Raw genomic sequence first — 23674 nt, 5'->3', positions numbered from 1 at the left:
TTTTTTATGCCTGGAGAAACGCATGGGCGCCGACGTTCAGCAGCAAATCACGGGCCGCAAGGGCGGCAGCAGCAAGCCCAAACAGCCATCGATCGCCCGCGACAGCTTGCAGTCCGTCGCCACCGCCAAGTTGCTGCTGGCGGTGGGGGAGGGCGAGTTTGCTGGGACTCCGACTGACCGGGATATCTACCTGGACAACACCCCGCTGATGGATGCCAGCGGCAACGTCAACTTCCCCGGCGTGAAATGGGAGTGGCGCTCAGGCAGCGTCGACCAGGATTACATCCCTGGTATCCCCTCGGTCGAGAATGAAACCACGGTAAACGTGGAGCTGCGCAGCGACACCCCATGGGTGCGCTCCGTGACCAATACCCAGCTGTCCGCTGTGCGCCTGCGATTCGCCTGGCCGGCCCTGCAGAAGCAGGAAGCCAACGGCGACGTGAAGGGCTATCGGATCGAGTACGCGGTGGAAGTCAGCACCGATGGCGGCGCCTATGCCGAGGTGCTGCGCGAGGCGGTCGACGGCAAAACCACCAGCCGCTACGAGCGCTCGCGCCGCGTCGACCTGCCGACTTCGACTGGCGGCTGGCAGGTGCGTGTGCGCAGGCTGACGGCGAACCAGAACAGCAGCCTGATCGCCGACACCATGCTGATCTCRGGYATGACSGAGGTGATCGACGCGAAGCTGCGCTACCCGAACACSGCGCTGCTCTACATCGAGTTCAGCGCGGAGCAGTTCAGCAACATCCCGGGCGTCACCGTCGACTGCAAGGCGCGCAAGGTGCAGGTGCCTACCACCTACGACCCGGAGGCGCGCACCTATACCGGCGTCTGGGATGGCAGCTTCAAATCGGCCTGGACGAACAATCCGGCGTGGATCACCTACGACGTCTGCACCAACAACCGCTTCGGCCTTGGTCGGCGGATCAAGCCGTGGATGGTCGACAAGTGGGAGCTGTACAAGATTGCCCAGTACTGCGACCAGTTGGTGCCCGACGGCAAAGGCGGTCAGGAACCTCGCTTCCTGTGCGATCTGAACCTGCAGTCCCGGGCGCAGGCCTGGACGCTGCTGCGTGACCTCTCGGCCATCTACCGGGGTATGACCTACTGGGCGCAGGGGCAGCTGGTATCGCAGGCCGACATGCCGCGTACCGCCGACTTCGACTACGTGTTCACCCGGGCGAACGTGATCGGCGGGAAGATGACCTACGGCAGCGCCTCGGCGAAGACCCGCTACAGCCGCGCCTTGATCAGCTACGACAACCCGGCGAACAACTACGACACCGACGTTACCGCCTACTCCGATCCCGCGCTGCAGCGCCGCTACGGTGACAATCCGGTGGATCTGGGCGCCATCGGCTGCACCCGCGAGAGCGAGGCTCAGCGCCGCGGGAAGTGGGTGGTGCTGACCAGCGTTCAGGACAGCACCATTACGTTCAGCACCGGCATGGAAGGGCGCATCCCGCTGCCCGGCTACATCATCCCGGTGGCGGACTCGCTGCGTGCCGGCCGGGAGATTGGCGGCCGGATCTCGGCGGTGGCCGGGCGGGTGATCACCCTCGATCGCGACACCCAGGCGAAAGCCGGCGATCGCCTGATTATCAACATGCCCAGCGGTGCGGCCCAGGCTCGCACGGTGCAGTCCGTGAGTGGGCGCGCGGTGACCGTCACCACCTCCTATTCGGAGACGCCTGAGCGAGAGCTGTGCTGGGCGCTCGACGCCGATGATCTGGCCGTCCAGCTCTATCGGGTGATGAGCACCAAGCGCGGTGACGATGGCAACTGGACCATCTACGGCCTGGAGTACAACCCCAGCAAGTTCGATTACATCGACACCGGCGCGCGCCTGGAGGAGCGGCCGATCAGCGTAATTCCGGTCACCACCGTGCAGCCCCCCGCCAGCGTCACGCTGACGTCGCGCTGGGCGATCGACCAGGGCCTGGCAGTCAGCACCATGGAAATCACCTGGCCCGCGGTTGAGGGCGCTGTGGCCTACGACGTGGAGTGGCAGAAGGACAGTGGCAACTGGATTCGCTTGCCGCGCACCGGCACCACCAGTGTCGACGTGACCGGCATCTACGCCGGCGCCTACATGGCCCGCGTGCGTGCAGTGAGCGCCTTCGAGATCACGTCGACCTGGCGCACCTCGGTCCTGACCGACCTGGTGGGCAAGGACGGCCTGCCACCGGTGCTGGCTTTCCTGCGTACCACTCCGGGGCCTTGGAAGATCCAGCTCGACTGGGGATTCCCGGCGGGCGCAGAGGACACGGCGTTCACTGAGCTGCAGCAGTCGACCACGCCAGGTGGCAGCGAGCAGACCGCCTCGGCGCTGGGCCTGTTCGCCTACCCGACCGATACGCACACGCTGACTTCGCTGGTGGCTGGTGCGCGGCTCGCGTTCCGAGGCCGCCTGATCGACCGTACCGGTAATGTCGGCGCCTGGTCGAACTGGGTGGATGGGATCACCTCCACGGACGCCACGGAATACAACGAGCTGATCACGAAGGAGTATGTGGAGAGCGCGCTGGGCGAGGAGTTCTTCTCCGAGATCGATGGCATTCAGCAAGCCATCACTGACCTGCAGGATCAGGTCGACAACTTCGTAGATGCGTTGGTCTATGACGCGACCAAGAGTTACCTGAAGAACGACGTTGTTCGCCAGGGGCAGCGCCTCTACCAGGCGCGGCAGGACGTTCCGATTGGCGAGGCGCCACCGGCCGCCGCTTACTGGTCAGATGTCGGGCAGGCGGTGGAATCTGCCAATGGGTTGGCCGTCCAGGTGCAGCAGAACACCGCTGATATCCAGAGCTTAGATGGAAAGGTACAGGTCAGCGCTGGGCAACTGAACGCCCTGTATGCGACCTATCGCGACGATACGGGAGAGGGGGAGTTGCAGGATGCGCTGCGCGGAGCCGCCGCAACGGCGCAGTTTGCTGAAGAGGTTCGAGTTCGGACGTCGGAGAACTATGCCATCGCGCAGCATGCAACCGTGCTGGAGGCCAGGACCACGACATCCGAAAGTCGAATCAGCTCGGTTGAAGTGGCATTGGCGGACAGCAACACCGCGACCGCGCAGAAGATTGACCAGCTGAACGTCTCGGTCGGGCAAAACTCCGCCGCGATCCAGACCAGCCAGCAGGCTGTGGCCACGCTGGATGGCAACGTTCAGGCGCTGTACAGCGTCAAGTTGCAGGTAGCTTCCAGCGGACAGCGTTATGCCGCTGGCTGGCAGTTGGGGTTCGACAGTGGCACCAGTGTGACTTCCCTGGCGTTCCAGGCTGACCGCTTCCTGTTCTTCAATAGCAGCAATGGCCAGGCCGTGGCGCCGGTGTCCATCGTCGGAGGTCAGATGTTCATCAACTCCGCGATGATTCAAGACGCGAGTATCGGTAACGCTAAGATCGGCAACGTGATCGAGGCGAGCGCCTTGGATGCCTACGGCCGCCCGGCCTGGCGGCTGGACAAGGGCGGTAGTCTGGAAATCAACGGCACCGGCGCCGATGGCCGCATGGAAGTTCGCAACAACGTCATCCGCATCTATGACGGCGGTGGCGTTGAGCGCGTCAAAATCGGGAACCTCAACGCATGAGTCACGGCATTATCGTTCGCACTGCCGGCGGCGGGGTGAGCCTCGACACAGGGCTCTTTTCCATGCGGACCATCTATTCCCAGGTGGTTACGGTAACGGGTCAGCCGCTAACGCTGACCCTGCCCGACTTCGATGCGGCGAACGGCGCCGCCTGGTGTCACTTCGAGGCCTCGGTGCCCGAGTTCACCATACTGCCCGCCTATACCGTGACGGGTAACACTATAACCATCCCGCCGGCGGCCTACCCGCTGCGGGTTCACGCGGTAATGTTCCGATGAGCTGGGGTTTTCGTGTAACTGGCGACAGTGGTCAGGTGATCGTTGATGATACCTATGGTGTTGCCCATGTCTTGCAGCGTGGCACCTATTCCCACGGCGCCGGAACCAACTGGCTTACGGTCAACTTTCCGTCGCCGGTGGCGACCCAGGCGCCGCCCATGCTGTTCCTCAATCCAAACGGTAAGGCAGGATGCCAGCGGCTGGAGTTCATCGGTTCGGCCGGCGCCTGGACGGGCTTTCGCTTCAACCCGGTGACTGGCCTGGCTGGCTCCGGCAGCTACTTTGCCGCTGGGGTGAACCCGCCAGCGGCGGGCGACGGCTGGGGGATTCGCGTACGCGATTCAGCGGGGCGTATCACCTTCGATAGTGGTTGGCCGGTGGTGCGATTTTGGGGGGCCATTCGGGCGTGGAGCCGGGGCAGTAAGTACGGCATCGGTAGCTCTTGGTACTGGGACTTCACCGGTAGCTCTGTGCTGGGAACGGGCGTGTACTTCCTGGCCAACCCGTTTTGCAATGGCCGCCCGAACCTTGGCGGCGGACAGGGCTGGACCCTGACCATGGCGTGGGTCGATGACGATCACAGCAACATGAGGGTTACGGTAAGCGCACTGACCGATAACGTCGCGCCGACTTTTAATTGGCCGCTTATTCTCGCCGCCATCGCCGGGTGAGTCCGGCGTCTTTTTCGTTGGTGGGCATGGTTGCCCTCCCTTTCCTTCGATTTCATTCGGTTGCGATGGCGGCTGGGGTCGCTGCGCGCTTGAAAGTAGGAGGCTATATGCCTTGGTATTCTTCTGGCACCGTTGCGGTGACCAACAATAGCGGTACTGTTACCGGTACTGGCACCAGCTTCTCGGCAAACGCCCGCGTCGGCGATGCCTTTCGTGGACCGGATGGGTTCTGGTACGAAGTTACCAACGTTTCCAGCGCCACTGTACTGTCCATCAAGCCAAACTACCAAGGAGCGAATAGCCCGACTGGAAGCTATGCGATTGCGCCAATGCAGGGCTATGTAAAGGATAGTGCGGACGCGCTGCGGGGGTTTGTGAACCAGTATGGTGCACTCCTGGCCTCCCTTGGTCCTGTCGCTAGCTGGCAGTCGGGCTCGCCATTTGTTCTGGCCGGGCAAGGGGTGCGAATTCAGGCGGACTTTTCCAGTTCGCCAATCGCGAATCGAGGCGCGTTCCAGAGCAGCGTAAAGGACGGTTCGACCGTTGTCCTGGTTATACCCAACGGCAGCGCTACTAACTCTGCATTTCTGGCAGCGAACTCGTTCGACCCCAATAACGCGAGTTACATCCAGATATCCGCTCAGGCCGCGGCGACCMTCATTCAATCCGGCGCGACGGGGTCAGGGTCTCAATTGCCGATTGACGTCAACGTAAACGGAACCAACAGGGCCAGGTTCGCGACCAGCGGCACCTTTATGCTTGGCTCAACCAACGAACATCCCATTGCCGCCGGTTCCCCAGGACTCTCCGTCCAAGCGGTGGGCTCGCTCATCTTGCGGAGCAACTCGCTATCTACCTGGCCAATGCAGGTAGGAATACCTGCCGGGGGCGCGGGAACAGTCTCAGCCTTCTACAGCGGCCCGACCCAAGTGGGCAGCATTACTACTAGTGGCACGACAACCTCCTACAACACTAGTTCGGACTACCGCCTTAAGGAGAACGTACTGGATCTCGACGAGATTGAGGCTACGGCGCGAATCATGGAGTTCCGGCCAGTTACCTGGAATTGGAAAGCTGATGGGTCGGAAGGTAAGGGGTTCATTGCTCACGAGAATCAGGCGGTTGACCCGGATACGGCCACTGGAACCAAGGATGCCGTTCGCCGCGTGGGTAGTGTTCAGCTTCCGGATGGCACGCTTGTGGCAGAAGGTGTCGTAGAGCCGGACGACGTTAGTATCTATGGGGATGGGGCCATGTGGGCGTTTACTCAGGAGCAACCGGTGTACCAGGGTCGAGATGACACGAAGATGATTCCCGACATGATCGCCATGCTGCACAAGATGCGCCGGGAGTTGGATGAGGCCCGCGCCGAGATCGCTCTGCTGAAAAGCGCCTGATCCTGATCACTTGATCAAGCCCGCCACCTAGGCGGGCTTTTTTATGCCCGGAGAAAACATGCCTAGAATCAGCGCTGCCGATGCCGGCGGCAAGAACGTGCTTGCCTTCCTGGATATGCTGGCCTGGTCGGAGGGTACTCGGACCAGTCGCTACACCCAGGACGACGGCTATGACGTGGTGGTGGGCGGCATCAACTCGCCGAACACTTTCAGCAACTACGCTGGGCACCCGAACATCCTGGTTAAGGTAAACACCCAGGGCTTGCAGTCGACTGCGGCTGGCCGCTATCAGCTCCTGTTCCGCTGGTGGAAGCCTTACCGCGACCTGCTGCAGCTGCGCGACTTCAGTCCGGAAAGCCAGGACCGGGTTGCAATCCAGCAGATTCGCGAGCGCCGCGCCTTGGACGACATCAAGGCGGGCCGTGTGCGCGATGCCATCACGAAGTGCGCGAATATCTGGGCGAGCCTGCCCGGCGCGGGTTATGGCCAGCGTGAACACAAGCTCGAGGACCTGGTGCAGCAGTACCGCGCAGCTGGCGGGGTGGTGGCGTGAGCGCAGGATGGAAGTTGGCCCTTCTGGCGCCGGCCTCTCTTCTGCTGGTGGTCATCGGTGCGGGCCTCGGTGTGTGGCTGGCGGCCGGGCATTACCGGCCACAGCTCGACGCAGCCAATGACGCGAAGGGTCAGTGCGTGGCCGCTCGGGGCAATCTGGATGAGTTGACCAAGGAGCAGGGCGCCAAGCTCGGCGAACTTGCCAACCAGGCCGAGCAGCGGCAGGCGAAGGCTGCCCAGGCTATCGCCGGCGCCCAGCAGCAGGCCGGCCAGCACTACGCCGCCGCCCAGCGTCTGCAGCAGGAGCGCGCCGACGGTGACCCGGCGGCGGTGGTCGAGGCGCTGATCGACAAGGAGTTGGGTCTATGAAGTGGGTTCTGGTGTTTGTGGTTGCGCTGGCGGGATGCGCAGCCCAGGTCGAGCCTGAACCGCGTATGGTGCGCGTGGAAGTGCCGGTGGCGGTTCCGTGTCGAACGCCGGCAGTAGAGGTGCCGACCTGGGCGACGGCATCGCTGCAGAAAGGCGACAGCCTGCAGACCAAGGTGCGCGCCTTGCTGGCCGAGCTGGAGCAGCGGAAGGGCTATGAGGTACAGCTGCGCGCGGCGGTACAGGCGTGCCAGTGACAATGGCAGGCTGTCATTAAGCTGGCATTCCCCAGCCAAAACAGCCCATTCAGGCACAAAAAAGGCACTTCGCGTTAAGCGTAAGTGCCTGATTTGTATAGCTTGTTTGGTGGAGCCGGGGGGATTTGAACCCCCGTCCGCCAGTTCTCCGCTGTCGGTTCTACATGCTTAGCCATCTCTACTAGGTTAACTCCTCGCGGCCCGAGTGGCAGGGCGCTTGGAGCGAGCTGTATGAGTTTTAGCCGTTACGTCTACAGCGAACTTGGCGGCGATCCTGTTCTATATGACAGACCTAATCTTCGGGTTTACAGGCATCCCCTAGGGTCTGCTAGCGGCACTTAGGCTGCTAGGGCGTAGTTGTCGTCGTTGGCAACTATAAAGTTGTGGCAGCTGATTTACGAGAACTGTCACCTACTCGGCATGCCCCTAGAGTTTTGTTACCGGCGTCGAATCCTAATCGGCCCCAAAACCTGTCAAGGTCGGGATTCATTCTACGGGAAAGCCGCCCCGATAGCCACCGGGGCGGTGTAAAGGCTTGTCAGGCCAGGAATTTCAGGACGGCTTCGGCCACGGCCTCGGACGATGCGGGGTTCTGACCGGTGATCAGGCCGCGGTCGACTTCGACGTGGCTTTGCCAGTCCGGGCCCTTGCTGTAGCGGGCGCCGTTGGCTTTGAGCATGTCCTGAACGAGGAAGGGCACGACGTCGGTGAGGCCGACGGCTTCCTCTTCGCTGTTGGAGAAACCGGTGACGTGGCGGCCCTGTACCAGCGGTTGGCCGTCCAGCCCGCGAGGATGGCGGAACACGGCTGGGGCGTGGCAGACGGCGGAGACGGTCTTGCCGCTGGAGTGGAAGGCTTCGATCAGGGCCACCGAGGCGCGGTCCTCGGCCAGGTCCCAGAGTGGGCCGTGGCCGCCGGGGTAGAAGACGGCATCGAAGTCGTCGGCCTTCACCTCGCTGAGCTTCACGGTGCTGGCCAGCGCGGCCTGCGCTTCGCTGTCCTGGCGGAAGCGCAGGGTGGCCGGGGTCTGTGCGTCTTCCTCGTCGCTCTTGGGGTCCAGCGGTGGTTGGCCGCCTTTGGGCGAGGCCAGCGTCAGGCTGGCGCCGGCATCCTTGAAGACATAGTAGGGCGCGGCGAACTCCTCGAGCCAGAACCCGGTTTTCTTGCCGGTATTGCCGAGCTGGTCGTGGGAGGTCAGGACTACCAGGATTTTCATGCTCACTCCTTCGGCGTATCGCTAGTCGTGCGGCTGCCGCCGAAGCGGCAGCCCGGACTGTCAGTGTAGGCAATGAGCCGCGCGCGTCAGCGCGACAGGGTGACACCCAGATAGGCGGCATACAGCACGCCGTTGAGCAGCAGCACCCAGACCGGCAATCCACTGCTGCGCTGGGCGTTGAGTCGTAGCCAAAACGCGGCGCCCAGCGTGATCAGCACGCCGGTGAGGACCTCGATGCGCGGCTGCCAGGGCGTGAGCAGGATGCCGATGGCGGGCAGCAGGGTGCCCTGGAAGACCATGGCGCCACTGATGTTGCCGAAGGCCAGGGTGTCGCGGCCGCGACGGACCCAGAGGATGCTGTTGATCTTCTCCGGCAGCTCCGTGGCGATGGGGATGATCAGCAGCGACAGCAGCAGCGCGGAGAGGCCCAGCAGGTGCGACAGGCCTTCCACCCCATGGATGAAGCCCTTCGCGCCCAGCACCAGCAGCGCCACACCCAGCAACAGCTGGAGCAGGATGGTGGCGAGGTTGGTCGGCAGGCCGATGCGCGACAGGTACATGTGGTGGTCGGCTTCGGTGCCGTGGCCGTCGTCCACCAGGCTCCGCGAGGCGCGCAGGGTCAGGGTGATGTAGGCGACGTAGGTGAGTACCAGCAGCACGCTGAGGGCGATGCGCACGGAGCGCAATTGCGCTGGTACGAACATGGCGATGGTGGCGAAGCTGAAGGCGACCAGGAAGAAGTTCAGGTCACGCTGCAGGCCGCTGCGTTCCGGGCGGATGCGTCCGAGTAGGCCGCGGGCGCGCCAGGCGAAGCAGGCCATCAGGCAGGTGGAGAGGGTAGAGAGCATCAGCGGTGCGCCGAGGATGGCGCCGACGCCGACTTCCTCGTTGAGCGTGATGTTGCTCGTGCCGGCGAACAGGGCGAGCAGCGGGATCAGGGTTTCCGGCAGCGCCGTGCCAACGGCGGCGAACAGCGAGCCGGTGACGCCTTCGGAGATACCCAGGCGTTCGCCGAAGTGTTCCAGCGCGTTGGTGAAGAGTTCGGCGGCGACCAGGATCACCAGCAGCATGCCGAGCAGTTCGAGGATGAAGGTCAGCATGCGTGCAGCTCCAGACAGGTGGAGCGAAGAATGGGGTGGTGCATCACGGTGAAGCTCCCGGCCGGTGTAGTACCCATGACCACGCATCTCCCCGGCCGTTGCGGAGATCACGTGGTCAAAGGTCTTGCCAGGCTAGTCTGCTGGCGACGCCATGGCCTGAAATCCGTCTACGATCTGCTGCGCGTCGGCATAACTGCGTTGAGAACAGCTGAGAAATGCTCATTTACTATTCGTAAACTGCGCTTTCTTCGCTGCTCTCGCCTTGTTCTGCTCTAGCTCGCGAGATCGTCAACTGATTTGGGCCAAGTGTGTTGACGTCGCCCCCGTTCGCGGAACGGTCGGCTACTCCCCAATGACGCCGCGCATTTTAGCGGATCGGCCGCGCAGCTCAACCCATGGCTTACCAGGTATCGATCAGTGGACGCTTTTTCCCCTGGCGCTGCGCCGGACGTGGCGTCGAAGCCAGCCCGCGGAGCAGCCAGCGACGGGTGTCGGCCGGGTCGATGACGTCGTCGATCTCCAGGTAGCTCGCCATATTCAGGCCCTTGCCGTTGCGGTAGGCCGCGGCGACCAGCTTGTCGAACAGCGCCTGGCGCTCCTGCGCATCTTCCACGGCAGCCAGTTCCTTGGCGTAACCGAGACGGACAGCACCTTCCAGGCCCATGGCGCCGAATTCGCCGCTGGGCCAGGCCACGGTGAACAGCGCCGCGTGGAAGCTGCCGGCGGCCATGGCCTGTGCGCCGAGGCCGTAGCCCTTGCGCAGCACGACGGTGAAGAAGGGCACCGTAAGGCTGGCGGCAGTAACGAACATGCGCGAAACGTGGCGCACGGTGGCGGTCTTTTCCGCCTCCGGGCCGACCATGAAGCCAGGGGTGTCGCACAGCGAGATGATCGGCAGGTCGAAGGCATCGCACAGCTGCATGAAGCGCGCGGCCTTGTCGCCGGCCTCGGCATCGATGGCGCCGCCCAGGTGCATGGGGTTGTTGGCGATCAGGCCGAAGGGTTTGCCTTCGATGCGCACCAGCGCGGTGATCATTCCGGCGGCGAAGCCACGGCGCAGCTCCAGCACCGAGCCACTGTCCGCCAATTGTTCGATGACCTGGCGGGTGTCGTAGACGCGCAGACGGTTCTCCGGCACCGCATGGCGCAGCAGGCGCTGGTCGGCGCACTGCCAGTCGGTGATGTCACCCTGGAAGTAGGCGAGGTACTGGCGGGCGATACGGGTGGCTTCGGCTTCATCTTCCACCAGCACGTCGATCACCCCGTTGGCGCTCTGCACGTCGCTGGGGCCGACTTCCTCGGGGGAGAATTTGCCCAGGCCGCCGCCTTCGATCATGGCCGGGCCGGCCATCCCCAGGCTGGTGTCGCGGGTGGCGATGATCACGTCGCAGCAGCCGAGCAGGGCGGCGTTGCCGGCGAAGCAGCGTCCGGAGACCACGCCCACCAGCGGCACCAGCCCGGAGAGCCGCGCCAGGCCGACGAAGCTCATGTTGTCCAGCCCGGCCACGCCGACGAAGTCGGTATCGCCGGGGCGCCCGCCGCCGCCTTCGGCGTAGAGCACCAGCGGGATGCGCCATTGCTCGGCCAGGTGCAGCATGCGGTCGGTCTTCTTGTGGTTCATCACGCCCTGGGTGCCGGCGAACACCGTGTAGTCGTAGGCCAGCACCAGGCAGCGGGCCTTTTCGTTGCCGAATTGCGCGGCGTTGACACTGCCCAGGCCGCTGACCAGGCCGTCGGCGGGGCTGCTGGCGATCAATTCCTCGACGCTGCGGCGACGACGCTGGGCGGCGATGGCCAATGCGCCGTATTCGATGAAGCTGCCTTCATCGAGCAGGTCGGCGAGGTTTTCGCGGGTGGTGCGCTTGCCGTTTCGGTGGCGCTTGGCGACAGCGTCCGGGCGGCACTCGTCGAGGCCGATGGCGTGGCGTTCGATGACTTCCGCGAGGTCCGCGCGGATGGCGTCGAGAGCGATGGCGGCGCTGCTTTCGTGGTCCTGCGCTGCGATGTCGGCCGGCTCAACGAACAGCAGCGCTTCGCCTTCGCCGAGGCTATCGCCGGGGGTGGCAACCAGGCTATGGACGATGCCGCTGGCGCCGGCCTTTACCTCGAACTCCATCTTCATCGCCTCGACCACGGCGATGGTCTGGCCTAGGGCGACGGCGTCGCCGGGAGCCACCTGCAGGCTGACGAGGACTCCCGCACTGGGCGTGGCCAGCGGAACGCAGCCGGTGGGGGCTTCACTCGCGCGCTGGGCTTGCGGCGCAGCGCTGGCGTGGCTGAAGAATCGGTGCGGGTGGGTGTGGTCCTGCGCATCGAGCAGCGCCGGCAGGTGTTCTTCGATATAGCGCGTGGTGACCTGGTTGTCCGCCACTGCAGGCTGGCGCAGCAGGTTGAGCAGCAGCGGAATGTTGCTCGCCACACCTTCGAGGCGGAATTCGCAGAGGGCGCGGTAGGCGCGCTGCACCAGCTGTGGATAACCGCTGCTGCCGTGGACGATCAGCTTGGCCAGCAGCGAGTCGTAACCGGCGCTGTTGCGGTAGCCGGCGTAACCGTAACCGTCCACGCGCAGGCCGGGGCCGCTGGGTGGTTCGTAAGCGCTGAGGGTGCCGCAGGCCAGATGCGGTGTGCCATCGCTGGCGAGGCTTTCCAGGTTGATCCGCAGTTGCAGGGCGTGGCCGCGCGGCGCGGGAATCTCGGCCTGAGTCAGGTTCAGCTCGGCGAGGCTGGCGCCGGCGGCGATGCGCAGTTGCGCCTGTACCAGGTCGATGCCGGTGACCGCTTCGGTGACGGTGTGTTCCACCTGCAGGCGCGGGTTGGCTTCCATGAACACGAAGTCGCCGCTGTCCTCGTCCAGGAGGAATTCGAAGGTGCCCAGCCCGCGATAGTTCACTGCCTCGGCCAGGCGCACGGCGGCGGCGAGGATGGCGCCGCGCAGGCGTGGGTGCAGGTTGGGGCTCGGGGCGATCTCCAGCAGCTTCTGGTTGCGTCGCTGCAGGGTACAGTCGCGTTCCCACAGGTGGCTGACGCTGCGGCCGTCGCCGATCACCTGCACTTCGATGTGTCGGGCGCGCTGGATCAGGCGCTCGACGTAGAGGCGATCATCGCCGAAGGCCGCGCGGGCTTCGGCCTGACAGCGGGTGTAGGCGTCGGGGATTTCCTCGCCGCTGCGCACCGCGCGCATGCCGCGGCCACCGCCGCCGGCCAGTGCCTTGATCATCATTCCGGCGCCGGCGGGCAGTTCGCGGAAGAAGCGCTCGGCGTCTTGCTGCGAAGTGGCGTGATTGCTGCCGGCGACCAGTGCTACACCGTGGTCGCGGGCGAGATCGCGGGCGCGGGCCTTGTCGCCGAAGGCCTCCAGCACGTCTGCCGATGGGCCGACGAAGGTCAGGCCGGCGGCTTCGCAGCGGCGGGCGAAGTCGGCGTTCTCGGAGAGGAAGCCGTAACCCGGGTGCACCGCGTCGCAGCCTTGGGCCAGGGCGATGTCGATGATCTGTTGCTGATCGAGGTAGGCGCTGGCACCGCGTCCCTTGAGGGCAGCAGCCTGGTCGGTCTGGCGAGTGTGCAACGAGGCGGCGTCGTCTTCGGCGAAGATCGCCAGCGTGTGGATACCCAGCTCGGCGGCGGCGCGGGCAATGCGGATGGCGATTTCGCCACGGTTGGCGATGAGCAAGCGGGAGACGGGCATGGCGATTCCGTTGTGATTCTTGTGATCGGGAATCGCACCATCTTAGGGAGCGGCGAAGGCTGGGGAACGAACTGCGGCCTCGCGAATGGCGCAGGCTTCGCCGCCGTTATGGGCGGCGACCGGCGCAGTGGCCGGTCACCGCGACCGGGGTCACCCGTTGGCTCCGCCGTCGCCGGCGTTGTCCTTGAGCAGCTTCAGGGCTTTTTCGGTGTGCGCGATGCATTCCTTGGTGTTGCCGGCGGCCTGGGCCTGGGCGGCCTTTTCCTGCAGGCGCATCGCCTGTTCCTGGGCCTGGGTGTTGTTGGTGGTGGTTTTCACCGCGTCGTCGACTTTCTGCAGGTTGGTGCTGCACAGGTCGTCAGCAAAGGCCGGCGAGGCCAGCAGGGTGGCGGTGATGAGCAGGGCGGCGCGTTTCATGGCAGTTCTCCTGTCACGTTGGACCGATGGTCGGCGGCCCGTAAAGGCCGGCCGTACAGGGTGGACTGCGGTTTTTTACGCGGGGTTCAGAGTATTTGGCCGGTTGTTGTCGGGAGTTCGACGCAAACGCCAAGGCCTGCGCCTTCCAGCCCTTCGTGCAGGCTGATGCGCCCGCGGTGGATTTCCACGATGCGCTTGACGATGGGCAGGCCCAGCCCGCTGCCGCTGCTGCTGGCGACGCTGGGGCTGCGGTAGAAGCGGGTGAAGATCGCCGCACGCTCGGCGGGGGCGACGCCGGGGCCGTTGTCGCGGACCCAGAGCGTCAGACGGTCGCTGCTGGTTTCCAGGGTGACGGAAACGCGGCCGCCTTCGGGGGTGTAGCGCAAGGCATTGCCGACCAGGTTGGTGAGCATCACCCCGAGCCAGGCGGCGACGCCTGGCAGGGTGGCTTCCTGGCTGTCGAGAGTCAGGTCGATCTGCTTGTCGATGGCCTGGGGCGCGAGGTCGGCGATGGTGTCTTCGGCCAGCAGGCGCAGGTCCACGGGGGCGAAGATTTCGTGCAGTTCTTCGGCGTCCAGACGGGCCAGGAGGAGAATCTGCTCCATCAGCGCGCTGATCCGCTCGACACTGCGGCTGACCTGTTGCAGGCCATGGGCGTGGGCGGCAGGGTCGCAAGAGCGCAGCGCTACCTGGGCGTGGGTGCGCAGGCTCGCCAATGGTGTGCGGATTTCGTGGGCGGCGTCGCTGGTCAGCCGGCGTTCGGCCTCCATCGCCGAGTTCAGGCGCTCCAGCAGCAGGTTCAGTTCGTTGACCAGGCTGTGTACCTCCACTGGCGCCCGGCTCAAGGCCAGTGGGTGCAGACTGTGGGCGCTGCGCTGGTGCACCTGCTCGATCAGGCTGCGCAAGGGAGCCAGACCCTGGCGCACGCCGAACCACACCAGCACACCGATCAGCGGCAGCGCCAGCAATAGCGGGAACAGAGCGCTGAACAGCAAGAGGTGCAGCGTCTTGTGGCGGTAATGCAGGTTCTCGAAGACCCAGATGCGCACTTCGTCGGCGCCCGGCGTGGCCATCTGCAGTACACGCCAGTTGACGTCGCCGCTGAGCAAGTCGGAGAAGCCCGGCGGTTGTGCCTCGATGCCGTTCGGGGGCTTGTGCGTGGCGAGCAGCGGTTGGCCGCGATACCAGATAGCGTAGCCAAGTGAGGCTTCGCGGCGAAGCAGCGGCAGCCCTTCGATGGCTTTGCGGCTGCGCGCGAGGATTTCCATGGCGTCGCTGGACTGCGGATCGATGGCGTCGGCGATGTCCACCAGGCTCAGGGCGGCCTGGCCGAAGTCGATCATGTCCTGGTCGTAGAGGCGGTTCACCTGTTCGCGGGTCAACTGATAGGTGAACAGCCCGGCCACCAGCCACAGCAGGGAAACGCCGCCGATCAGCATCAGCAGCAGGCGCCGGCTGATGGAGCCGGCGCGGCGCGGCGTGCCGCTCAAGGTTGGGTGGCGCCTTCGGGGCGGTCGATTCCGTAGCCGATGCCGCGCACGGTGCGGATCAGGCTGTTGCCCAGTTTGCGCCGCAGGTGGTGAATGTGGACTTCGATGGCGTTGCTCTCCAGGTCTCCGTCCCAGCCGTAGAGGGCTTCCACCAGTCGCGCACGGGACAGCACCTTGCCGCGTTGCTCCAGCAGCAGGCGTAGCAGCGCGTATTCGCGCGGGGCCAGATCGACCGGTGCGCCCGCCAGGCTGACCTGGTGGGTGGCCGGGTCCAGTGAGAGCTCACCATGTTTCAGCAGCGGTGCGGCGCGCCCGGTATGGCGACGGGTGAGGGCGCGAACGCGGGCCAGCAGCTCGTCGAGGTCGAAGGGTTTGGTCAGGTAGTCGTCGGCGCCGGCGTCCAGGCCTGCGACGCGATCAGCCACCTTGTCGCGGGCGGTGAGGATCAGGACCGGCGTCAGGTCGCCGCGCCGACGCAGGCTGCGCAGCACCTCCAGACCGTCCTTGCGCGGCAGGCCAAGGTCGAGCACCAGCAGGTCGAACTCGTCGGTTTCCAGCGCCTGCTCGGCGGCGACACCGTCGTTCACCCAGTCCACGGTGTCGCCTTCCAGCCCCAGCCCCGCGCGAATGCCATCGCCCAGCAACTGGTCGTCTTCCGCCAACAGGATTCTCATCTTCGCTCCCTTATCGCGCAGCGCCGCCGCGGCCATCCCGAGCAGGATAGCCGCCGCGGCGGTTTTGCGGCAGAGGGTGACAGCGCCGGCTTAACAGGGCGTTAACAAGGGGATGACGCCGTGGGCTGGGGTTCGAGCGCGGACAGAGTCCGCTCCCTCGTTGGCCGGGGCCGGCAGGAGCCAGCCATGTTCGCGACCCACCAGCGTTAGAGAGGGCGCGCCCGAGTCACGCGGTCCACCAGATAGACCACCCCGCGATAGTCGATGCCGCCGTGGGCGGACAGGCCGATTTCGCAGGTGCGGCTGGTGGAGACGCCTTCCTCGCAGTACTGCACCGCGTCCTTGAGCGTGCGCAGCGAGTGGGCGTTGAGCTCGGGCGTGGTGAAGCCCTTGTCGCCAGCGAAGCCACAGCAGTGGATGCCCTCGGGGATCACGACTTCGCGGGTGCAGCGCTTGACCAGCTCGATCAGCGCCTGGCTTTCGCCCAGGTGCTGGGTGCTGCAGGTGACATGCACGGCCACCGGCTTGTCCTGCGGCTGGAAGTCCAGGCGCTCGACCAGGTGGGTGCGGATGAACTTCACCGGGTCGTAGATCTTCAGTCGGTCATCGGCCAGCTCCTGCACCAGGCGCAGGGTGCAGGGGCTGGTGTCGCAGTAGATCGGATCGAGGCCGCCACGGCTGGCGCGCAGCAGCTCGGCGAGCAGCTCGTCGCGCTTGGCGTCAGCCTGCTGCTGGTAGCCCTTGGAGGCGAAAGGCTGGCCGCAGCAGAGGTTGTCGGCGTTGTCCGGGAAGATCACCTGATAGCCGGCTTTCTCCAGCAACTGACGGGTCTTGTCGATCAGCGGCATCTGTTCCTCGTCCGCCGCCGCCGGACCCATGGCGCGGGACACGCAGGCAGTCAGGTAGACCACGCGTGGGCGGCTGTCATCGAGTGTGCGCGGCGCTGCTGCGAGGCGCACCGGTTGCGGCATTGCCGGCGTCCACTGCGGCACACGGCCCTTGCTGGCGTGGCTCAGGGAGGCGCTGAGGCGGGCCAGGCGAGGCGCACCGAGCAGCATGCGCGCACCGTTGGCCGCATGCAGCATGAACTTCGTGCCCTTCATGGCGGTTGAGAAGTTGCGTGCCAGCCAGGTGGCAGTACCGGCGTGGTGCGCCTCTTCGCCGCGCAACTTCCTGATCAGCTCGCCGGTGTTGATGTTCACCGGGCAGCGCTGGGCGCACAGGCCGGTGGCGGCGCAGGTGTCGATGCCCTGGTACTGGTAGTCGCGCTCCAGTTCGGTGGTGTCGATGCCGGCGCGGCGCTTGGCCTGGATGTCGCGCCACATCACGATGCGCTGGCGCGGGCTCAGGGTCAGCCCCTTGGACGGGCAGACCGGCTCGCAGAAGCCGCATTCGATGCACTTGTCGACGATCTCGTCGGCGGCTGGCAGCGGCTTGAGGTTCTTCAGGTGCAGCTGCGGGTCGTCGGTCAGCACCACGCCGGGATTGAGGATGCCAGTGGGGTCGAGGAGACGCTTGAGTTGCCACATCAGCTGGTAGGCGTCATGGCCCCATTCCAGCTCGACGAAGGGCGCCATGTTGCGCCCAGTGCCGTGTTCGGCCTTCAGCGAGCCGCCGTACTCCACGGCGACCAGGTGCGCGACGTCGTCCATGAAGGCCGAGTAGCGGGTGATCTGTTCGGGGGACTCGAAGCCCTGGGTGAAGACGAAGTGCAGGTTCCCCTCCAGCGCGTGGCCGAACAGGATGGCTTCGTCGTAGCCGTGCTTGTCGAACAGCCCGATCAGGCGGTTCACGCCCTCGGCGAGCTGTTCGACGGGGAAGGTGACGTCCTCGATGATCACCGTGGTGCCAGTCTCACGCACCGCGCCGACGGCCGGGAAGGTGTCCTTGCGAATGCGCCAGAGCTGGTTGTAGACGACCGGGTCTTCGCTGAAGTCGACCTGCTTCTCCACCGGGTAATCGGCGATGGAGGCCATGATTTGTTCAAGCTGTTCGTGCAGTAGCGACTGGGTCGCCGCGCGGGATTCGATGAGCAGCGCGCAGGCGCCTTCGGAGAGGCTCTTCACCCATACCGGCATGCCTTGCATGTTTTCCACCGAGCGCAGGCTGCGGCGGTCCAGCAGCTCCACGGCGGATACCGGTTGCTGCTTGAGCACGGTCACGGCCTTGCAGCAGGTTTCCACGTCGGGGAAGACGATCAGCGCGCTGGCCTTGTGCGGGTGATCCGGCACGGTGTCGTAGGTCACTGCGCTGATGAAGCCCAGGGTGCCCTCGGAGCCGACCATCAGGTGGGTGAGGATATCCAGCGGCTCGTCGTAATCGACCAGCGCATTGAGTGACAGCCCGGTGGTGTTCTTCAGGCGGTACTTGTGGCGGATTTTCGCGGCCAGCGAGGGGTTGGCGCGGGTCTGTCGGCCCAGTTCGGCGAGCTGCTCGAGCAGCGCGCCGTGGCTTTCGCGGAAGGCGGCGATGCTCCCGGGCAACTCGCTGTCCAGCAGGGTGCCATCGGCCAGCAGCAGGCGCATGCCGGCGAGGGTGTGGTAGCTGTTCTGCGCCGTTCCGCAGCACATGCCGCTGGCATTGTTGGCGACGATGCCGCCGATCTTGCAGGCGTTGATCGAGGCCGGGTCCGGGCCGATTTTGCGGCCGAAAGGCGCCAGCCAGGCGTTGGCCTGGGCACCGATGACGCCGGGCTGCAGGCGGATCTGCGTGCCGCCTTCGCGAATGTCGCGGCCATTCCAGTTGTCACCCAGCACCAGCAGTACCGAGTCGCTCACGGCCTGGCCGGAGAGGCTGGTGCCGGCAGCGCGGAAGGTCACTGCGACCTGGTGGGCGTGGGCGGATTTGAGCAGCGTGGCGACTTCATCCTCGCTCTCGACGCGGATCACCAGCTTGGGGATCAGCCGATAGAAGCTGGCATCGGTGCCGAAGGCCAGGGTCGAGAGCGGGTCGTCGAAACGGCGTTCGCGGGGAATCAGGTGTTCTACCGTATCGAGGAAGGCGGCGGGGAGGCTCATGGCAGCTCCATTCATCATCGGTGAGCGTGGGCCGCTGGACGGCCCATCGGTGTTCTTTTTTTGCGTACACAAGGTGCGCTTTTTGCCGGGATGCTCCCAGGCTACCGCTCTCGTAGGGTGTATAACGCGCCAGCGTCATACACCGCAGGAACGTCGCATAGCCCGTTCCAGGTTATGCGCGCTACGAAGAGCGATTACGCGCCCAGTTCGCGCACCAGCGAATCACGGGTGATCTCGCCGATGGTCTTGGTGCCAGTGAGCACCATGGCCACGCGCATTTCCTTCTCGAACAGGTCCAGCAAGTTCTTCACGCCGGCCTCGCCGTGGGTGGCCAGGGCGTAGAGGAAGGCGCGGCCAATGAGCACAGTGTCCGCGCCCAGGGCGATCATGCGCACCACATCCAGGCCGTTGCGGATGCCCGAGTCGGCGAGGATCTTCAGGTCGCCTTTCACCGCATCGGCAATCGCCGGCAGGGCGCGGGCGCTGGAGAGTACGCCGTCGAGCTGGCGGCCGCCGTGGTTGGAGACGACGATGCCGTCGGCGCCGAATTTCACCGCGTCCTTGGCATCTTCCGGATCGAGGATGCCCTTGATGATCATCGGGCCGTCCCAGAACTCGCGGATCCACTCCAGGTCCTTCCAGGAAATCGACGGGTCGAAGTTGGCGCCCAGCCAGCCGATATAGTCGGCAAGGCCGGTGGGGTTGCCGCGGTACTTGGAGATGTTGCCCAGATCATGGGGCTTGCCCAGCAGGCCGACGTCCAGCGCCCAGGCCGGGTGGGTCATAGCCTGCCAGACGCGGCGCAGCGGCGCGTTCGGGCCGCTCATGCCGGAGTGGGCGTCGCGGTAGCGGGCGCCGGGCACCGGCATGTCGACGGTGAACACCAGGGTCTTCACACCGGCGGCCTTGGCGCGCTCCAGCGCGTTGCGCATGAAGCCGCGGTCCTTGAGCACGTAGAGCTGGAACCACATGGGGCGGTCGATGGCCGGGGCGACTTCCTCGATAGGGCAGACCGACACCGTGGACAGCGTGAAGGGAATGCCTTTGGCGGCCGCTGCGCGGGCTGCCTGTACTTCACCGCGCCGGGCGTACATGCCGGTCAGGCCGACCGGGGCCAGGGCGATGGGCATGCTCAACGTCTCGTCGAACAGCTTCGTCTCCAGGCTCAGTTCGGACATGTTCTTCAGCACGCGCTGGCGCAGGGCGATGCTGGCCAGGTCGTCGACGTTGTTGCGCAGGGTGCGCTCGGCGTAGGCGCCACCGTCGACGTAGTGGAAGAGGAACGGCGGCAGCTTGCGTTGGGCCGCGGGGCGGTAGTCGGTAGAGGCAGAAATGATCATGGGCGTCCCATCGTTGAAGGTCTGTCGATTAAGGCGTCACGGTGACGGCAGGAACCCTGAACAAGCTAGACGCTTTGCCGGGCTTGTTGCAGCTATCGCGTGGCGCCTGGGCCGGCCGCCCCGCCGTTCTGTCTGTGAACGACGGGGCGGCGATGACTCCCTTAATGCACGAGCATGCCGGTGAAGATGTACGCCTGCGCGAGGGTGATCAGGCCCACCATGGCGGCGAACATCAGGCTGTGCTTGAGGGTGAAACGGAACAGGTCGGACTCCTTGCCGACCATGCCGGTGGCGGCGCAGGCCACGGCAATGGACTGCGGCGAGATCATCTTGCCGGTCACGCCACCGCTGGTGTTGGCCGCGACCAGGAGGGTGTCGTTGACGCCGATCTGGTGCGCGGTGGTGGCTTGCAGCGAGCTGAACAGCGCGTTGGAGGAGGTATCCGAACCGGTGAGGAACACGCCCAGCCAGCCGAGGAAAGGCGAGAAGAACGGGAACGCTGCGCCGGTGCCGGCCAGGACCAGCGCCAGGGTGGTGGACATGCCCGAGTAGTTGGTGACGAAGGCGAAGGCCAGCACCATGCCGATGGAGAGAATCGGCCACTTCAGCTCAAGCAGGGTTTCCTTGAAGGTGGTCAGACCAGTTTTCGCAGTGATCCGCAGAACAAGCATCGAGATCACGGCGGAGAGGAAGATCGCGGTGCCGGTGGCGGAAATCGGGTCCAGCTTGAACACGGCGGCAATCGGCGTCGGGTTGGCGACGATGGGGGCGGTTTTCACCACCAACTGGTCCAGGTGCGGGATGGAGAAGTTGAACACCAGGCTATACAGCGCGCCGCCCGGGGCAAACAACGCCTTGAACGGCTTCAGGGTCCAGAGGGTGACCAGTACGGTCAGTATCAGGAAGGGCGACCAGGCTTTGAGGATTTCGCCGAAGCTGTAGGGCGAGGGTTCGGTACTGCGAGCGCCGTTGCCGCTGCCCATGACCGCCGCGCCACCTGCGTTAGCGACCACTGCACGCTCGCTGGCCGGCTGCCAGACCTTGAGGAACAGGGTCAGGGAAATCAGGCTGACCAGCGCGGAGGTGATGTCCGGCAGCTCCGGGCCGATGAAGTTGGAGGTGAAGTACTGAGTGATGGCGAAGCTGCCCCCGGCGACCAGGGCGGCCGGCCAGGTTTCCTTCACGCCCTTGAAGCCGTCCATCATGAACACCAGCCAGAACGGTACGAGGATCGACAGGAACGGCAATTGGCGGCCGGTCATGGCGCCGATCTTGAAGGCGTCGATACCGGTGACCTGGCCGGCCACGATGATCGGGATGCCCAGGGCGCCGAAGGCCACCGGCGCGGTGTTGGCGATCAGGCACAGGCCGGCAGCGTACAGCGGGTTGAAGCCCAGGCCGACGAGTAGGGCGGCAGTGATTGCCACCGGTGCGCCGAAGCCCGCCGCACCTTCAAGGAACGCGCCGAAGGAGAAGCCAATCAGCAGCACCTGCAGGCGCTGGTCGCCGGTGATCGACAGCACCGAGCTGCGGATCACTTCGAACTGGCCGCTCTTGACCGTGAGTTTGTAGAGGAACACCGCCGCGAAGATGATCCAGGCGATCGGCCACAGGCCGTAGGCGAAGCCATAGCCGGCAGCGGCGATGGCCATGTCGGCGGGCATGCCGAAGGCGGCAATGGCGATGATGACGGAAAGGGCGAGGGTGATGCTGCCGGCGACGTGGCCCTTGAGGCGGAACACGGCGAGGGCGAGGAAGAAGAACACGATCGGGATGACGGCGACCAGCGCGGACAGGCCGAGGCTGCCGAGCGGAGTATAGATCTGCTGCCAGGTTTGCATCTGTGTTGGCTCCCTAATTGTTTTTGGGTGGAGGGCCTGGTTGCCGGTCGGGCGATTCCGGTGCGCTTGTGGCGCGTGGGCAGACGGTCGACTGATCGCGGCTTTATGTTGTGGTGCAATCCAGCTTGCGGTAAATTGGTATTACCAATTTACAAGGCTGAGCGCTCAGGGTAAAAGCCCTGCTGGCGACGTGTCAATTTACTGCTCTGCGACTTTTGTCGAGGGCGCTCGGGAACGTGAGCTGGTCTTGTTGCCGGCGGCGCCACTGGGTAGGCTGCCGCGCGCTGTGCAGAGCGCGTCTGGAGCGCGGCTCAGAGTGAGAGAGCGAGGGGGTTCACGAAGATGAGTTTTGGTCAGGTCAAGCAGCGCCGTTTGTCGGACGACATCGTCGAGCGGCTGGAAGCGATGATCCTTGAGGGCACTCTCAAGGCTGGCGAGCGCTTGCCCGCCGAGCGCGTGCTGGCCGAGCAGTTCGGCGTGTCGCGGCCCTCACTGCGCGAGGCGATCCAGAAGCTCGGCGCCAAGGGGCTGCTGGTCAGTCGCCAGGGCGGAGGCAACTATGTCAGCGAGGGGTTGGGCTCCATGTTCAGCGATCCGCTGCTGCACCTGCTGGAAAGCAATCCGGAGGCACAGCGCGATCTGTTGGAGTTCCGCCACACCCTGGAAGGCTCCTGCGCCTATTACGCGGCGTTGCGTGCAACCGAGGTGGATCACCAGCGCCTGAAGCAGTCCTTCGATACGCTGCAGGATTGCTATCTGCGGGTGGGCAAGGTCAGTCGTGCGGAGGAGGGGGCGGCGGACGCGGCGTTCCATCTGGCCATCGCCGAGGCCAGCCACAACGCCGTGCTGCTGCACACCATTCGTGGCCTGTTCGATTTGCTCAAGCGCAATGTGGTGACCAATATCGGCGGGATGTACGCACAGCGTGACGAGACGCGCGAGCAACTGATGCGTCAGCACCGCGAGTTGTACGAGGCGATTATTGGCGGGCACGCGGAAGCGGCGCGGGAGATTTCCCAGCGGCATATCGACTACGTGCAGGAAGTGCTGGCCGAGGTACAGGCGAAGGAATTGCGCCTGCAACGCGCGCAGCGACGCCAGGGCGCGGTGGACGCCTGACTGGCAACACGCCCTCGCAGGAGGGCGCTTGGAGGCTCAGTCGTCCTTGCCGTGACGAATGGCGCGCTGGATTTCCCGGTCGGAGTCGCGCTCCTTCTCGGTGCCGCGCTTGTCGTACTCTTTCTTGCCCTTGGCCAGTGCGATCTCGCACTTGATCAGGTGCTTCTTCCAGTACATCGACAGCGCAACGCAGGCGTAGCCCTTCTGCTGCACGGCGCCGAACAGCTTGCCCAGCTCGCGCTTGTGCAGCAGCAGCTTGCGCGTGCGCACCGGGTCGGCGATGACGTGGGTGCTGGCAGTGGTCAGCGGCGTGATGTGACTGCCGAGCAGCCAGGCCTCGCCATCCTTGAGCAGCACGTAGCTGTCCACCAGCTGCGCCTTGCCGGCGCGCAGGCTTTTCACTTCCCAGCCGGCCAGGGCGATGCCTGCCTCGAAGCGCTGCTCGATGAAGTAGTCGTGCAGAGCCTTCTTGTTCTGCGCGATGGTCCCCGAAGGGTGTTTCTTCTGTTTAGCCATAGGCCGCGCATTATAGGGAGTCACTCGCCGCGCCGCTATCGGGACAGCATGCGACGGCATGCAAGCTTGAGGGTGCGTGGCTAATCTCGGAGAATGCGCGCTGTTTTTTTGATCAGAGGGCGCTGCTGTCCGGTCAGATGTCGGTCAGA

General features: G+C 64.9%; 18 protein-coding genes and 1 other RNA gene. 8 read left to right on the top strand and 11 right to left on the bottom strand.

What is annotated here, in order from left to right; genetic code table 11:
* Positions 1-22 precede the first annotated feature (22 nt).
* The 7 genes from A9513_RS20375 to A9513_RS20345 all read left to right on the top strand — a co-directional run bounded on the left by A9513_RS20375 (position 23) and on the right by A9513_RS20345 (position 7110).
* Positions 23-3589, top strand: coding sequence for a phage tail protein (locus tag A9513_RS20375; protein ID WP_065085409.1), 3567 nt, complete (start codon positions 23-25; stop codon positions 3587-3589).
* Positions 3586-3867: a hypothetical protein gene (locus A9513_RS20370; RefSeq protein WP_065085408.1), complete on the top strand. Its 282-nt coding sequence runs from the start codon at positions 3586-3588 to the stop codon at positions 3865-3867. The genes A9513_RS20375 and A9513_RS20370 overlap by 4 nt, the downstream gene beginning before the upstream one ends.
* Positions 3864-4538, top strand: a complete 675-nt coding sequence (locus A9513_RS20365; protein ID WP_065327737.1) for a hypothetical protein — start codon at positions 3864-3866, stop codon at positions 4536-4538. Before A9513_RS20370 ends, A9513_RS20365 begins: the two co-directional genes overlap by 4 nt.
* Positions 4539-4645: 107 nt before the next feature.
* Entirely contained in the window at positions 4646-5935 is a 1290-nt protein-coding gene (locus A9513_RS20360; RefSeq protein ID WP_141678463.1) for a tail fiber domain-containing protein, read from the top strand.
* A 58-nt stretch (positions 5936-5993) separates the two neighbouring features.
* Complete coding sequence (locus A9513_RS20355) at positions 5994-6488, top strand: glycoside hydrolase family protein (protein WP_065085405.1); 495 nt, start codon at positions 5994-5996, stop codon at positions 6486-6488.
* A 14-nt stretch (positions 6489-6502) separates the two neighbouring features.
* A complete protein-coding gene (locus tag A9513_RS20350) occupies positions 6503-6856 on the top strand; it encodes a hypothetical protein (RefSeq protein WP_255302878.1) in 354 nt (117 codons plus the stop codon).
* Positions 6853-7110 (top strand): hypothetical protein, encoded by a 258-nt coding sequence (locus A9513_RS20345; RefSeq protein ID WP_065085403.1) that lies wholly within the window; start codon positions 6853-6855, stop codon positions 7108-7110. The genes A9513_RS20350 and A9513_RS20345 overlap by 4 nt, the downstream gene beginning before the upstream one ends.
* A 107-nt stretch (positions 7111-7217) precedes the next feature.
* Here A9513_RS20345 and ssrA read toward each other — a convergent pair.
* The 10 genes from ssrA to A9513_RS20295 all read right to left on the bottom strand — a co-directional run bounded on the left by ssrA (position 7218) and on the right by A9513_RS20295 (position 21890).
* Positions 7218-7575, bottom strand: a transfer-messenger RNA (tmRNA) gene (gene ssrA / locus A9513_RS20340).
* Between the two features lie 73 nt (positions 7576-7648).
* Positions 7649-8326 (bottom strand): type 1 glutamine amidotransferase domain-containing protein, encoded by a 678-nt coding sequence (locus tag A9513_RS20335; protein ID WP_024764811.1) that lies wholly within the window; start codon positions 8324-8326, stop codon positions 7649-7651.
* Positions 8327-8412: 86 nt separating this feature from the next.
* Positions 8413-9426 (bottom strand): sodium:calcium antiporter, encoded by a 1014-nt coding sequence (locus tag A9513_RS20330; RefSeq protein WP_065085402.1) that lies wholly within the window; start codon positions 9424-9426, stop codon positions 8413-8415.
* A 400-nt stretch (positions 9427-9826) separates the two neighbouring features.
* Complete coding sequence (locus A9513_RS20325; protein ID WP_065085401.1) at positions 9827-13111, bottom strand: carboxyl transferase domain-containing protein; 3285 nt, start codon at positions 13109-13111, stop codon at positions 9827-9829.
* Between the two features lie 150 nt (positions 13112-13261).
* A complete protein-coding gene (locus A9513_RS20320; RefSeq protein ID WP_065085400.1) occupies positions 13262-13528 on the bottom strand; it encodes a hypothetical protein in 267 nt (88 codons plus the stop codon).
* A gap of 86 nt (positions 13529-13614) precedes the next feature.
* Positions 13615-14967: a HAMP domain-containing sensor histidine kinase gene (locus A9513_RS20315; RefSeq protein ID WP_065085599.1), complete on the bottom strand. Its 1353-nt coding sequence runs from the start codon at positions 14965-14967 to the stop codon at positions 13615-13617.
* Positions 14968-15014: 47 nt separating this feature from the next.
* Positions 15015-15692, bottom strand: a complete 678-nt coding sequence (locus tag A9513_RS20310; protein ID WP_037017122.1) for a response regulator — start codon at positions 15690-15692, stop codon at positions 15015-15017.
* A 206-nt stretch (positions 15693-15898) separates the two neighbouring features.
* On the bottom strand, positions 15899-18709 hold the full coding sequence (locus tag A9513_RS20305; protein ID WP_065085399.1) for an FAD-binding and (Fe-S)-binding domain-containing protein: 2811 nt from the start codon (positions 18707-18709) through the stop codon (positions 15899-15901).
* Between the two features lie 194 nt (positions 18710-18903).
* A complete protein-coding gene (gene lldD / locus A9513_RS20300) occupies positions 18904-20049 on the bottom strand; it encodes an FMN-dependent L-lactate dehydrogenase LldD (RefSeq protein ID WP_065085398.1) in 1146 nt (381 codons plus the stop codon).
* A gap of 161 nt (positions 20050-20210) precedes the next feature.
* Positions 20211-21890 (bottom strand): lactate permease LctP family transporter, encoded by a 1680-nt coding sequence (locus A9513_RS20295; protein WP_065085397.1) that lies wholly within the window; start codon positions 21888-21890, stop codon positions 20211-20213.
* Positions 21891-22232: 342 nt separating this feature from the next.
* Between A9513_RS20295 and A9513_RS20290 the strand changes: the two genes are divergently transcribed.
* A complete protein-coding gene (locus A9513_RS20290; RefSeq protein WP_024765303.1) occupies positions 22233-23009 on the top strand; it encodes an FCD domain-containing protein in 777 nt (258 codons plus the stop codon).
* 36 nt (positions 23010-23045) lie between these two features.
* Here the strand turns inward: A9513_RS20290 and smpB are convergent, their stop codons facing one another.
* Positions 23046-23525, bottom strand: a complete 480-nt coding sequence (smpB, locus tag A9513_RS20285) for an SsrA-binding protein SmpB (RefSeq protein WP_024765304.1) — start codon at positions 23523-23525, stop codon at positions 23046-23048.
* Positions 23526-23674 lie beyond the last annotated feature (149 nt).

The sequence above is a fragment of the Pseudomonas sp. AU12215 genome, from assembly GCF_001675465.2.
In the GTDB taxonomy this organism is placed as follows: Bacteria; Pseudomonadota; Gammaproteobacteria; order Pseudomonadales; family Pseudomonadaceae; genus Pseudomonas; species Pseudomonas nitroreducens.
Note: the sequence above shows the minus strand (reverse complement) of the source record. Positions and strands in the feature narration are given on the sequence as shown.